Source organism: Enterobacter sp. JJBC (assembly GCF_036936505.1).
Lineage (GTDB): Bacteria > Pseudomonadota > Gammaproteobacteria > Enterobacterales > Enterobacteriaceae > Enterobacter > Enterobacter hormaechei_C.
Genome location: NZ_CP136935.1, coordinates 724,601 through 737,183, shown reverse-complemented (window position 1 = coordinate 737,183; position 12,583 = coordinate 724,601). Strand labels below are relative to the sequence as shown.

The window sequence follows — 12,583 nt, the reverse complement described above, 5'->3', positions numbered from 1 at the left end:
CGCGCCTCCGGGCTTCTTCTATCTGGAACCCTCAATGTTTGGTAACTTAGGCGAAGCAAAAAAATACCTCGGTCAGGCGGCGAAAATGCTGATTGGCATTCCGGACTATGACAACTACGTTGAGCATATGAAGACCAACCATCCGGATAAGCCGTACATGACTTACACTGAATTCTTCCGCGAGCGTCAGGAAGCGCGCTACGGCGGAAGTGGAGAAGGCGGCGTCCGCTGCTGCTAAAGGAGAAACCATGACCCCGATTGCCGTTACCCTGCTGACCGGTTTTCTCGGCGCCGGTAAAACCACCCTGCTGCGCCACATTCTGAACGAGCAGCACGGCTTCAAAATCGCCGTCATCGAAAACGAATTTGGCGAAGTCTCCGTTGACGATCAGCTGATTGGCGACCGCGCCACCCAGATCAAAACCCTGACCAACGGCTGCATCTGCTGCACCCGCTCTAACGAATTAGAAGACGCCCTGCTGGACCTGCTCGACAGCCGCGATCGCGGTGACATCGTCTTCGACCGTCTGGTGATCGAGTGCACCGGCATGGCCGACCCCGGCCCGATTATTCAGACCTTTTTCTCCCACGAGATCATCTGCCAGCGCTACCTGCTGGACGGTGTCATCGCTCTGGTGGATGCGGTACACGCCGACGAGCAGATGAACCAGTTCACCATCGCCCAGTCTCAGGTGGGCTACGCCGACCGCATCCTGCTGACCAAAACCGACGTGGCAGGTGAAAGCGAAAAACTGCGCGAGCGCCTGACGCGCATTAACTCGCGTGCGCCCATTTATACGGTGACGCACGGCGATATCGATCTCGCTCAGCTGTTCAACACCAACGGCTTTATGCTGGAAGAGAACGTTACCGCGAAACCGCGCTTTCACTTTATGTCCGACAAGCAAAACGACGTGGCGTCGATTGTGGTGGAGCTGGACTACCCGGTAGACATCAGCGAGGTCTCCCGCGTGATGGAAAACCTGCTGCTGTCGTTTGCCGACAAGCTGCTGCGCTATAAAGGGATGCTGTGGATCGACGGCGAGCCGAACCGCCTGCTGTTCCAGGGGGTGCAGCGCCTGTACAGCGCCGACTGGGATCGCCCGTGGGGCGATGAAACGCCGCACAGCGTGATGGTGTTTATTGGAATACAGCTGCCGGAAGAAGAAATTCGGGCAGCGTTTGCGGGGCTGAAAAAGTAAATCGTCGCTCCCTTTTAAACAGTAAAAGGGGCTTATTTCATTAAGGCAAAATGCGGGTTTCGCCCTTTCTGTTTGCAATATTGTCTGTTAATGTTCTTATCATGAATGAAATCATGCTTTGATTAATATTGTTTACAATATTAATTAATTGGATTTATATAATTTTCATGAATTGGTAGGCGTAATATGGCAATCATTATTCCCACGGTTAGCAGCTGTAGCGAGAAAATTACGGCAGGAGAAAAAAGACTGGCAAGGCTTCTGGAGGGTGGGCTCAGCGAACAATGTACCTGCTGGTATGATACCCGAATGGGAGACAAAGACGATCATCCTGATTTTGTGATTCTGGCCCCCGATAAAGGGCTGCTGTTTATAGAAGTGAAAGACTGGTATATCACAAAAATAAAATCGGCTAATAAAACCCATATTAATTATGAAACCAAAAACGGCATAGAGCCGTTGAAGAACCCACTCGAACAAGTTCGACAATATACCTTTCATATCATCAATAGCCTGAAAAAAGATCCCCTGCTTCGCCAGAAACAGGGAGATCATGAGGGCGGTTTTATTATGCCGTATGGATACGGCGTTTATTTGAGCAACATCACTCGGGCACAGCTGGAAAAGAGTTTTACACCTGAGGAGTTGAATGAAATATTGCCCGCCAGCCAGGTAATATGCAAAGACGAACTCAACGAGTTTATGACTCGAGAACAAATCTCTGGCCGGCTCGAATCCCTTCTCAAACATCACTTTGTTCATAACACAACACCACAGCAGCTCGACCGCATCCGGTGGCATCTTTATCCCGATGTCCGCATTAACCCATCCGTTACGCGGGTTGGCCTGGATAATTTTACTTTCCACACCCCTGATGTGGTATGCATGATGGACAGGAACCAGGAACAACTCGCCAGAAGTATGGGGGCGGGACACAGGGTAATTCATGGCGTGGCAGGTTCGGGCAAAACGCTCATTTTGCACCACCGATGTATTGAGCTTGCCAACAACATTGAAAACACCAAACCGATACTGGTGATTTGCTACAACATTACGCTGGCTAAAAAACTCAAAGCGCAGCTCGAACAGCATAGCCTCAGACTTCCCGTCGAAGTTATCCATTTCCACGCCTGGTGTTATCAGCAATTAAACGCGCATCGACGTCTTCCCCCCAGGAGCAAAAACTTTATTGAGCTGATGGAAAATGCGCTGACGGTGGCATTTGAAGAGGGAGCAATCAAACCGGAGCAGTACAGCGCCGTTTTGATAGATGAAGGACACGATTTTAAACCGGAATGGCTAAGAATCCTCGCCAAAATGCCGGACAATAAAGATAGCTCCCTGCTGTTCCTGTACGATGACGCTCAGTCAATTTATCAGAAAAAGAAAGCTCTCGATTTTACCCTGTCCAGCGTCGATATAAAGGCTCAGGGCCGTACAACTATTTTGGATACCAATTATCGCAACACCCGGCAAATACTCCATTTTGCCAGCAGCGTAGCATTTAATTATCTCAATAATCACATAGAAGCTTCTCTCAAATACCAGCAGCCTGCCGCAGGTGGCCTGTCCGGGAAGTATCCCGCGCTGGCCAGCTTTGATAATCAGGACGAGGAGATTACACGCGTCCTCGATTGGGTCACAGAGCAGCGACAGGAAGGTGTTGCGTGGTCAGAAATCGCCATACTGTGCCCCTCAACCTACAGCATTTCAGGCATGCTCGCGCCAAGGCTTGAAGCCCGCAAGATCCCATACCAGATGATTGTCTCCAGCGATGATAAAAAGCACTGGTCCCCGCAGAATGATTACCTCTGCGTCATGCCGCTGCCCAGCAGCAAGGGGCTTGAGTTTAATTCGGTCGCCATTATGGATGCGGCAAAGGAAAGAGACAGTGAAGATCTGAGTGACGATATCAAGCGCCTTTACGTCGGCATTACCCGCGCACGACAGAATCTTCTGGTGACAATGCACGGAACCGGAAGCCTGCGAGATCATCTGGTCGAGACCTGGGAAAAGAGCGTTAAGTCGATCTAACTATTCCGCGTTGAAAAGTATCTGCACCGAACAATCCCCTCTCCCCCGCGGGGAGAGGGTTAGGGTGAGGGGGAAACTTATTTCAACGCCTCCGGCAGCGTCACAATCCACAGCTCGCTGTCGGACTCCGGCTTCTTCAGCGGCTTCACGCTGAGCGTGGTTTCCACCGGTTTATCATCCAGCGTCAGCTTGCCTTCCGCGTTCACCCGGTAATCCTTAAGCTTCTTGCCCTCGACCGGGTTTTGCATCGCTACCTTCACGCCAAAATCGTTATCGTTCGCTACCGCCAGCGTTTTGCTGTCAATCAGCGCCAGTCCTTCGGCCTTTTCCTGCTGCCAGCCCAGCGCACGCAGATCGACCACCTGCGTTTTTTCAGCAAGTGTAATGCCGCGCTGCGCCAGCGTTTTCTCATCATCAAACTCCGGGTATTCGCCCGGCTTGTCGAAGGCGGCCAGATCGCTCGCCTTGCTCAGATCCACCCTGTAGATGAGGTTACGCATTGCGTCATTTTTATCCTCACCCTGTTCAATCAGCAGGATGGTGTGGTTATCCAGCGCCACTATGTCGCCGATTTTGGCGTCGCTGTTTTTGCTGTAGGCCGCGCTGTCGACAGGGTAGCCGTACATCGCGGTTTTCCCGGTCGCCGGATCGAAGCTCACCAGACGCGTAAACAGCGCCTGTTTTTTGCTCTTCCCGTCAATATCCAGCGTGCTTTGCACGGCGGCGATAATGCGTCCGTCCGGCATGCGGGTCAGCCCTTCGAAGCCCCGGTTTGCCTGACGCCATTTGATAACGTTTGGCAGACCGCCCGCGATGGACTTCTCCCCTTGCGTCGCCTGCGGACCGTGGATCGCGAGGATTTTCCCTTTACTGTCGACGTTAATCAGGAACGGGCCATACTCATCGCACAGCCAGTAGCCGTCCTTCCCGTCCGGCGTGATGCCTTCCGTATCCAGCCCGCGGTTATCGCCTTTCAGTACTTTTAAGGTGTCGCTTAGCGCGACTTCATTGGTGGAACCAATCACACCGCTTTGCAGCGGCAGGCCGTTGATCTCGCCTTTATCGTCATGCAGCGGTCGCGCGTCCACGGCCTCCGCTTTACCGTTTTGCACGCGGATCGTCATCAGCAGCGGAGCGAAATCCGGGGTAACAAAGATTTTGGCATCGTTTTTCCCCATTTTTGGCGAATCCGCGTTAGGACCGCGATCGGTCACGGTCGCAAACGTCAGCGCATCGCCCTGCTTGCCCGTGAACAACAGACCAGAACCCATCCCCACCGGGAGCCCGTTCGGGAACGCATCGGCAAACGCGCCGCTGTATTTCACATGGGAGCCGTCAGGGAAGCTGACGATATAGCGCTCAGCGGTAGGCTGCGCAGCCAGGCCAGAGAAAGAGAGCGCACAACCGATAAGCACAGGAATAATTTTTCTTTTCATATTGTTAGCATCCAGTAAGTGAAGCCAACAACGTAATGAAGAAACGTGTCAGAAAAATGACATGAAAAGACAGCGGATCGGCAAAGAAATACGTATAGCAATCACCAGAAATGTAAACCTCTGTCTTGATCTGTGACAGCCGAAATACTTTTGGAAATTATTAGAAACTTAATTAATTCACCTCAAACGGCTTTCTTCGCCTCGTTCATTAAACGTTTAGCCAAAAATATAAACTTTCCCTAAACACGAATGGATTGAGGATTGACGATCTGCCATAAAAACATCTCATCAACATTTAAGATTAAAAAACCCAACAAATAACAGCATAAAACTGCGATACTCATCACATTTGCAGTCATAAACATCCCTTGTTAAGGTGCCCTCAGATTAATTTGATGACGAGGAAACACGCATGAAAAAGCTTAACGTTCTCATCCTTTCCGCTCTCACCGCCGTATCGGGCTCCGCACTGGCAATGGGCGGCAGCATTGAGCAGGGTAAAAACTTTACCAATCTGAATGTGGAAATGGGCAAATCAACCTCCGGTCTTTACACCGAAGGTAATTGGCTGAAAAACACCGACGACGGCACCACGACCGGTGGCGTGGGCGCAGGCTACAATTTCGAAGTCGGCCCGGTAATGCTGAACGCAGGCGCTAAGGCCCTCTACGTTGGCCCGAAGAAAGGTGATAACGGCGTGGCGTTCCCGGTCGGCGGCGGTGTGAACGTTGCCCTGACCGACAGCATCAGGGTATTCGGTGAAGGCTACGTTGCGCCAGACGGACTGAACAACAGCGTGAAGAACTACGTTGAAGCTAACGGCGGCGTAAGCTGGACCCCGGTCAAACCGGTTACGCTGAAAGTGGGCTACCGCCACGTGAGCGTTGATGGCAAAGACGGTCGTCCAAACCACACGCTGGTAGACGGCGCTTACTTCGGCGGCGGCGTGAGCTTCTAAGCCACCTGATAGATAAAAAAACCTGCCCTTCGGCAGGTTTTTTATTACTACGTCACTTACGCACCACCACCAGCTTCTGGTTCACAAACTCTTTGATCCCCAGATCCGACAGCTCGCGTCCGTAACCCGAACGTTTTACGCCGCCGAACGGCAGTTCTGCCGCCGTATCGGTGAGCCAGTTGATGTACACCATCCCGGTCTCAATGCGCGACGCCATTTTCTTCGCGCGCTCGATGTTCTGGCTGAACACCGCTCCGCCCAGACCGTAGTGGGAGTCGTTCGCCAGGGCAACCGCCTCGTCGTCGTTTTTCACCACATAAATCTGCGCTACCGGACCAAAGAACTCTTCGAAATACGCCGGGTTATCGCGCGAGATATTGGTCAGGATGGTCGGCTCAAAGAAGCTCCCGTCACGCTGCACCGGCTTGCCGCCATGGTGCAGCTTCGCGCCGTTTTTCACCGCCTCGTTAACCTGCTTAGTTAGCGTCTCCAGCGCGTCTTTGGATGACAAAGGCCCCAGCGTGGTACTTTCGTCCAGCGGATCGCCAATCTTCACCTGCTTAAACGCCTCGGTGAATTTGTTCAGGAAGGCGTCTGCAATCTTTTCATGCAGGATAAAGCGCTTCGCCGCGGTACAGACCTGCCCGGCGTTATTAAGCCGCGCGTTAACGCCGATCTTCACGGCTTTCTCCAGATCCGCATCGTCCAGCACCACGAAGACGTCGTTCCCGCCCAGTTCAAGGGTCGATTTTTTGATGTGTTTCGCAGCCTGTGCCGCAACTACGCTACCCGCTTTTTCTGAACCGGTCAGCGCCGCCCCCTGTACGCGATCGTCGGCGATGATGTTCGCCACCTGTTCGGACGAGATAAACAGGTTGGTCCACGCCCCTTCCGGCGCGCCCGCTTCACGTACCAGCTGTGCAAAGGTTTCTGCACAGTGCGGCACGATACTGGCATGCTTGGCGATCACCGGGTTGCCCGCCGCCAGGTTTGGCGCCAGAACGCGCATCAGCTGATAGTATGGGAAGTTCCATGGTTCGACGGCCATCAGCACGCCGATGGGGTGATGTTCAACCCATGCTTCCCCGAGTTCAGAGTCATACTTCACCGGGGCCAGGAACTGCTTCGCGTTGTCAGCATAGTAGCGGGCGATTTGCGCGCATAGCTTCACTTCACCGCGGCTTTGTTCGATGAGCTTACCCATCTCCTGACTGGCGATTTTCGCCAGATCCTCCACGCGTTCGTCGATCAGGTCCGCCAGCTTATGCAGCACCGGCAGGCGCTGGCTTATGTCGCCTTTCGCCCAGTCGGAGTGATAGAGCGCATCGGCTGCCTTCAGCGCCGCTTCAACGTCTGCGTCAGTGTGAGAGGGATATTCTTTGATGAGCTGGTTCGTGGCAGGATTTACTGTCTGGTAAGCCATATCGAATCTCCTTGTTTTACCGCTTAGGGTATTAAGGGTAGTCAATGTGACTGGCTATGAAGGTAAAGTTGGGTATATACGGAAGGTTCTTAATGAAGCGCTGCCAGACGGTTCGCTGACGTGGTATAAAAAACGTCCAGAAGGAGTTCATATGACCGATACCCGACACATCCGGCAGACTTTTCACCGCGCCTCAGGCCTTGAGCTGCGCAGCACGTGGCAGAGCACGCAGGCCTATAAGCGTCATTGTCACCCGCAGCTCTCCATCGGCGCGATTGTGGAAGGCCAGACCTGCTGCGTCAGTCATGGGAGAGAGTCTATCCTGAACCCCGGCGATCTCATTGTCATCCCGGCTTACGCGCCGCACAGCTGCAATCCCGTCAACGGGCAACCGCGCAGCTACCATATGCTCTATATCGACACCGCTCTTCCTCTGGCGTTCCAGGTGATTCGCGACCCTGCGCTCTTTAAGCGCTACCTTGATGTTGTTGAGACGATGTCACCTGCCTCCGTGGACACGCTACTTTCTGCCCTTCCCCGCAGCGTGGAAAACGCAGACGCGCTTCGCTCTACCAGTCAGCACCTTCAGCAGGCATTTCTTGCCGACCTGGCCGCACCACCTTCGCTTGACGAACTTGCGCAACGATTCTCGCTGCGCAAGGAGACGCTGATCCGCACCTTCCGGCAGGACACCGGCCTGACGCCGGTCAGCTTTCTCAACGTCTCCCGCGTGGAGTACGCCAAAGCGCGGCTGCGTGCCGGAGACGACATTGCCGACGTCGGCTACCAGAGCGGGTTTGCCGACCAGAGCCATTTTCATAAGACCTTTGTGCGCTACACCGCCGCCACACCGCGCCAGTACGCTACGGGCCGATCAATAACAGACAATAAATAGGTTCTGTGTTTTCGTAGTCTGGCCCCAGTTTTGCATTCTGAGGTCGCTATGGAACTATTCTTCCCTTCCGCTTTTCTCGCCCTGGCGCTGGCGCATTTTGTTGCCCTGTTAAGCCCTGGCCCGGATTTCTTCCTGCTGATGGGCTACGCCGCCCGCTACCGACTGCGCGGCAGCGCCGGATTGTGCATCGGGATAGCGGCAGGAAACGGGCTTTACATTTTGCTGGTCATTATAGGATGGAGCGCGCTGCGTCAGTTCGCGTGGCTGTTCACGTTGATTGAATTATCCGGTGCACTGTATTTGCTCTGGATCGGCTCGCATCTTGTACGCAGCCGACCGCAGACGCTGGCGCTAAATGAAACAGATGAGCGCTGCCCTTCGCTGCGTAAGCAGATCCTGCTGGGGCTGGGTTCGGCGTTGTTAAATCCCAAAAACGCGTTGTTCTACCTGGCGCTAATGACGGCGTTACTCGGGCCGCACGTCACGCTGCTTCAGCAGGCGACCTGCGGCGTCTGGATGGTGATGGTAGTACTGGTATGGGATTTTGCGCTGGTATCGCTGATGGGGTTACCGGCGGTTCAGCGAAAGCTCAGCCGTTCGCTCTGGCTGATAGAGCGCACGGCGGGGGTGGTATTGATGGGGTTTGGTGGGTGGGTGCTGTGGCGGTTTTTGCACTTTTCCCCCGTATCCCTCTATCCTTAACCCATGGAAAAGCATACCGAACTCAAACGCGCCAAGCTTCTCGCGCTGTCGCTGCTGCTGATTGCCGTCGCAGCGTTTATCACCACCCTGTTCATGCCGCAAACCTTCTGGGTGCGCGGCGTAAAGGCCATTGCCGAGGCGGCGATGGTTGGCGCGCTGGCGGACTGGTTTGCCGTTGTCGCGCTGTTCCGCCGGGTGCCCATTCCCTTTATCTCGCGCCATACGGCGATTATCCCGCGCAATAAAGACCGCATCGGCGACAATCTCGGCCAGTTCGTGCAGGAAAAGTTTCTCGATACGCAATCCCTTGTCGATCTTATCCGTCGCTACGAGCCCGCACAGATGATTGGGACCTGGTTCAGCCAGCCCGATAACGCCCGGCGCGTGGGGCAGCATCTGGTGCAGGTGATGGGCGGTTTTCTGGAACTTACCGACGATGGGCGCATCCAGCGCCTGCTCAAACGCGCGGTGCATAAGGCTATCGACAAGGTCGATTTAACCGAGACCAGCGCCGTCATGCTGGAAAGCATGACCAAAAACAACCGTCACCAGGTGCTGCTGGACGCCATCATAAACCGCCTGATTACCCTGATTCAGCGGGAAAGCACGCGGGAATTTATTGCTGACCAGATCGTTCACTGGCTTAAGACCGAGCATCCGCGCAAGGCCATGGTGCTGCCCACCGAGTGGCTGGGCGATCAAAGCGCGGAGATGGTGTCGAACGCGGTGAACACGCTGCTGGACGATATCAGCCACGACCGTACGCACCAGATCCGTCAGGCATTTGACCGCGCCACAATCAAGTTCATCGACAATCTGAAAAACGATCCGGAGATGACGGCGAAAGCCGAGAATATCAAACACTACCTCAAGAATGATGAGGCCTTTAACCGCTATCTGGGGGAAATGTGGGCTGACCTGCGCCAGTGGCTGAAAAATGACATGCAGAGCGATGATTCCCGCGTGAAGCAGCGTATCGCCAACGCCGGGCTGTGGTTTGGCGAAACGCTGACCAACGACGCCAGCCTGCGGGCGTCGCTGAATGAGCATCTGGAGCAGGCCGCGCACCGCGTGGCGCCGGATTTCGCCGCGTTCCTGACGCGCCATATCAGCGACACGGTGAAAAGCTGGGATGCCAAAGACATGTCACGTCAGATAGAACTCAATATCGGTAAAGATCTTCAGTTCATTCGCGTTAACGGTACCCTGGTGGGCGGTACGATTGGCCTGATCCTGTTTCTGCTCTCGCAGCTACCCGCCGTGCTGGGGCATTAATCCGCTTCTGGCGGCGCGATAACGTAGCGCGTCGCCTCGAAGCGATTCAGGATCAGGTGCACCAGAAAGACCATCGTCAGCGTGACCACCAGCGCGAAGGTAACGGAGGTGATGCGGTATAGATCGCTGAACACCAGGTCGCTGTCCGGGTGCATGTTCTGCCCGAACATAATGCCGATGGTGGTGATACTGGCGAAGCCTACCCCGGCGCCGACCTTCTCCATTACGTGCAGACGCGCGCCAAACGCCAGACCAAGGCCAATCAGCGGCATCATCAGCAGCATATGGCTGCTGTGATCGTAGAGGATAAGCTGGACGACAAGGATATAGAGGCACCCCAGCACCACGCCAACCACGCGCCAGATGGAGCTGATAACCGAGCCGCGATAGTGCATCGGGAACAGGATCAAAATCCCCGCCATCAGCGCCGAAAGCGAATCGCTTAAGTCGCTAATCTGGAACACGACGAAAATCAGCGTCGCCACGGTGCCGGATAGCAGCGACTCGTGGCGCACGCGGGCATCGTCTTTCTCAATCAGCGGCGGCGGCTTACGCGGCTCCACGTCCGGCAGCAGGTAGTTCATCAGCGCGCTCAGGCACACCGCCATCACGCTCGCTTCGATGTTAGAGAATAAAAGCGTGTGCCAGTTGGTGGTGGGGTAGCTCATAAAGTTGAGCATCACGCTCTGGCAAACCACGCCCATCGAGCCGAACAGGAACAGCGGCCCCTTACTCATAAAGCGAAAACGCATCACGTACAGGGCAAACACCACCAGCGTCATGATGACCGGCCACTGCGACAGATAGCCGATAATCAACACCATTTCGACGCAGTTCAGCGAGGCGCTGAAGATAAACTGCTTCGCCACGTGGCGATTAAACACCGGTACCAGCGAGAGAAGCATGATCGGGTAGACCACAAAAAACACGCCGTAGCTGGTGTTGTAGAAACTCGAAATACTGAGCGCAATCATCCCGGCAAAGACGATACGCAGGGTCTGGCGAAAGTCGTTTGCCGTATAGACGATGTTGCCGTGCGGGGTAAATACCCGTGCCAGGGTGCTAATAGACATAGTGAAGCAGGCTCACCAGATGGATTTGCATCCCGGAGAAGAATCGCGCAAACGGCCCTTCGCTGTTGTAGAGCTGCACGGTGGCGCGCGCGCCGGTCGGCAGCGGCTTCGGTAAGGCTTCGTCCAGCGCTACGTGAATGCGCATACGCTGGGCATCACGCACCCAGCGGTTGGAGGTTTCCGGTTCAGAAAGTTGACCGTTTACGGCCTCCTGTCCGGCGAGGATCCCCGCGTCGCTGCTGGTAACGTGGGCACGGAAAACGTGCCCCGGGAAGGCGTCAAACACCACGGCAGCGTCGGTCCCCTGATGGGTATGACGCAGGCTCTTCTCGCGGAAATCCGCCACGATATCGATCCGGGTGTTCACCAGCGCCAGCGCAGCCGAACCGGATGAGGCGTAAAAACCGGGGCTTAATTGCAGGTTACTGACCGTGCCGTCCGCCTCGGCGTAGACCTTCGTCCAGCCAAGATTCAGCTCCGCTTCATCCAGCGCGTTACGGTATTTTTGCAGCGTCACGTTACGGTGCTCATCCCGCTCGCCGCGCTGAATGCGCAGGTTATGAATATTCGCCTGGATCGAGCTGACGGACTGCTCGCTGCTCTGCCAGGTGGTACGGACCTTATCCAGATCCGCCTGCGATACGTTCTGCAAGGTGCTCAGTTTCTGGTAGCGGTCGAATGTCACTTTGTCGTTACGCGCGGTCAGCACGGCGGTTTTCAGGCTGGCCTGCGCTGCGGCAATCTGCGCATCCAGCTGATCGTTAGACAGACGCGCCTGTTCCAGCGCGATCTGCGCCGCCTCGACCTTATTGCGAAACGGCGTGGCGTCGAGCTCAAACAGCAGATCGCCTTTCTTAACCTGGCTATTGTTATGGACATGTACCGCCGCCACATACCCGGAGACGCGGGCAGACACCGGGGTCACCACGCGCATCACGGTGGAGTCCGGCGTCAGCGGGATCCAGATATCCGCGACGATAAAGTAAACAAACATCAGCAGGAAAGAGGCAATACTCACCCTTACCCAGCGGGCAAACTTTTGTTCAGGAGTCATTATTTTTCGGTCTTATTATCTTCTTCGCGGATTGTCCGCAAATTGCAGGCGATTTGATTGAGAGTAGCGCTGAAAATATCGATATGTTCCGGCGCGATGTTTTGCGATACGCGCGCCTGGAACGTCTCAATCACCTGAGAGAGCCTTTCAAGAATGGCTTTTCCCTCAGGCGTCAGCGTCAGCAGCCGGATACGCTTGTCATACGGCGAGACGGTGCGCAGCAGGTAGCCCTGCTTTTCCAGCTGTGTCAGCGTGCGCATTAGGGGAGGCAGTTCAATGCCCTGCACTTCCGCCAGCTCGCTGACCGAGACGTTATCCCCGAGTTGATGAAGCTGCATCATCACCGTCCAGCTCGACTGGGTTAACCCGGTGTCGAGAATGGCGTCGTCGATGACTGCGCGCCACTGACGCACGATCATCGCCATCCGCATGCCCATCGGCCTGCGGCTAAACAGATCTTCTTCACTCATGGGGAGCCCTCTCGTAGTACGCCATCACAATAATAGTTATCAGGATAAGTATCAAGAAACG

General features: G+C 54.9%; 12 protein-coding genes. 7 read left to right on the top strand and 5 right to left on the bottom strand.

What is annotated here, in order from left to right:
- The first annotated feature begins 34 nt into the window (after positions 1-34).
- From RY075_RS03565 to RY075_RS03555, 3 genes are all read left to right on the top strand, one after another.
- The gene (locus RY075_RS03565; RefSeq protein ID WP_003856610.1) at positions 35-238 is read left to right on the top strand and encodes a YbdD/YjiX family protein; all 204 of its coding nucleotides are present in this window, start codon (positions 35-37) and stop codon (positions 236-238) included.
- Between the two features lie 10 nt (positions 239-248).
- Positions 249-1,202, top strand: a complete 954-nt coding sequence (gene yjiA, locus RY075_RS03560) for a GTPase (protein WP_003856612.1) — start codon at positions 249-251, stop codon at positions 1,200-1,202.
- 186 nt (positions 1,203-1,388) lie between these two features.
- Positions 1,389-3,236: a 3'-5' exonuclease gene (locus RY075_RS03555; RefSeq protein WP_045340721.1), complete on the top strand. Its 1,848-nt coding sequence runs from the start codon at positions 1,389-1,391 to the stop codon at positions 3,234-3,236.
- A 77-nt stretch (positions 3,237-3,313) separates the two neighbouring features.
- Here RY075_RS03555 and RY075_RS03550 read toward each other — a convergent pair whose 3' ends face one another.
- Entirely contained in the window at positions 3,314-4,672 is a 1,359-nt protein-coding gene (locus RY075_RS03550; RefSeq protein ID WP_032661466.1) for an esterase-like activity of phytase family protein, read from the bottom strand.
- Between the two features lie 412 nt (positions 4,673-5,084).
- Here RY075_RS03550 and RY075_RS03545 point away from each other — a divergent pair, with 412 nt between their 5' ends.
- A complete protein-coding gene (locus RY075_RS03545) occupies positions 5,085-5,630 on the top strand; it encodes a YfaZ family outer membrane protein (protein WP_003856615.1) in 546 nt (181 codons plus the stop codon).
- 52 nt (positions 5,631-5,682) lie between these two features.
- On the opposite strand, the gene RY075_RS03540 is transcribed toward RY075_RS03545, so the two are convergent.
- Positions 5,683-7,053 carry an NAD-dependent succinate-semialdehyde dehydrogenase gene (locus RY075_RS03540; RefSeq protein WP_023324109.1) on the bottom strand — a complete coding sequence of 457 codons (1,371 nt, stop codon included), beginning with the start codon at positions 7,051-7,053 and terminating at the stop codon, positions 5,683-5,685.
- 151 nt (positions 7,054-7,204) lie between these two features.
- Here RY075_RS03540 and RY075_RS03535 point away from each other — a divergent pair, with 151 nt between their 5' ends.
- The 3 genes from RY075_RS03535 to RY075_RS03525 are packed head-to-tail and all read left to right on the top strand — an operon-like array spanning position 7,205 to position 9,925.
- Positions 7,205-7,948 (top strand): AraC family transcriptional regulator, encoded by a 744-nt coding sequence (locus tag RY075_RS03535; protein WP_032661449.1) that lies wholly within the window; start codon positions 7,205-7,207, stop codon positions 7,946-7,948.
- Between the two features lie 48 nt (positions 7,949-7,996).
- Positions 7,997-8,650 carry a LysE family translocator gene (locus tag RY075_RS03530; RefSeq protein ID WP_023315331.1) on the top strand — a complete coding sequence of 218 codons (654 nt, stop codon included), beginning with the start codon at positions 7,997-7,999 and terminating at the stop codon, positions 8,648-8,650.
- A gap of 3 nt (positions 8,651-8,653) precedes the next feature.
- Positions 8,654-9,925, top strand: a complete 1,272-nt coding sequence (locus RY075_RS03525; RefSeq protein ID WP_032608445.1) for a DUF445 domain-containing protein — start codon at positions 8,654-8,656, stop codon at positions 9,923-9,925.
- On the opposite strand, the gene RY075_RS03520 is transcribed toward RY075_RS03525, so the two are convergent.
- Genes RY075_RS03520 through RY075_RS03510 form a run of 3 tightly spaced genes read right to left on the bottom strand, consistent with a single transcriptional unit; the run spans position 9,922 to position 12,522 of the window.
- Positions 9,922-10,998 carry a DUF2955 domain-containing protein gene (locus RY075_RS03520; protein ID WP_045331719.1) on the bottom strand — a complete coding sequence of 359 codons (1,077 nt, stop codon included), beginning with the start codon at positions 10,996-10,998 and terminating at the stop codon, positions 9,922-9,924. The genes RY075_RS03525 and RY075_RS03520 overlap by 4 nt on opposite strands.
- Positions 10,988-12,055 (bottom strand): HlyD family secretion protein, encoded by a 1,068-nt coding sequence (locus RY075_RS03515; RefSeq protein WP_086527941.1) that lies wholly within the window; start codon positions 12,053-12,055, stop codon positions 10,988-10,990. Before RY075_RS03515 ends, RY075_RS03520 begins: the two co-directional genes overlap by 11 nt.
- Positions 12,052-12,522 carry a MarR family transcriptional regulator gene (locus tag RY075_RS03510; RefSeq protein WP_003863089.1) on the bottom strand — a complete coding sequence of 157 codons (471 nt, stop codon included), beginning with the start codon at positions 12,520-12,522 and terminating at the stop codon, positions 12,052-12,054. Before RY075_RS03510 ends, RY075_RS03515 begins: the two co-directional genes overlap by 4 nt.
- Positions 12,523-12,583 lie beyond the last annotated feature (61 nt).

Coding starts and splice junctions, on each gene's coding strand:
- RY075_RS03565 (WP_003856610.1), top strand. CDS start 35: ATGTTTGGTAACTTAGGCGAAGCAAAAAAATACCTCGGTCAGGCGGCG.
- yjiA (WP_003856612.1), top strand. CDS start 249: ATGACCCCGATTGCCGTTACCCTGCTGACCGGTTTTCTCGGCGCCGGT.
- RY075_RS03555 (WP_045340721.1), top strand. CDS start 1,389: ATGGCAATCATTATTCCCACGGTTAGCAGCTGTAGCGAGAAAATTACG.
- RY075_RS03550 (WP_032661466.1), bottom strand. CDS start 4,672: ATGAAAAGAAAAATTATTCCTGTGCTTATCGGTTGTGCGCTCTCTTTC.
- RY075_RS03545 (WP_003856615.1), top strand. CDS start 5,085: ATGAAAAAGCTTAACGTTCTCATCCTTTCCGCTCTCACCGCCGTATCG.
- RY075_RS03540 (WP_023324109.1), bottom strand. CDS start 7,053: ATGGCTTACCAGACAGTAAATCCTGCCACGAACCAGCTCATCAAAGAA.
- RY075_RS03535 (WP_032661449.1), top strand. CDS start 7,205: ATGACCGATACCCGACACATCCGGCAGACTTTTCACCGCGCCTCAGGC.
- RY075_RS03530 (WP_023315331.1), top strand. CDS start 7,997: ATGGAACTATTCTTCCCTTCCGCTTTTCTCGCCCTGGCGCTGGCGCAT.
- RY075_RS03525 (WP_032608445.1), top strand. CDS start 8,654: ATGGAAAAGCATACCGAACTCAAACGCGCCAAGCTTCTCGCGCTGTCG.
- RY075_RS03520 (WP_045331719.1), bottom strand. CDS start 10,998: ATGTCTATTAGCACCCTGGCACGGGTATTTACCCCGCACGGCAACATC.
- RY075_RS03510 (WP_003863089.1), bottom strand. CDS start 12,522: ATGAGTGAAGAAGATCTGTTTAGCCGCAGGCCGATGGGCATGCGGATG.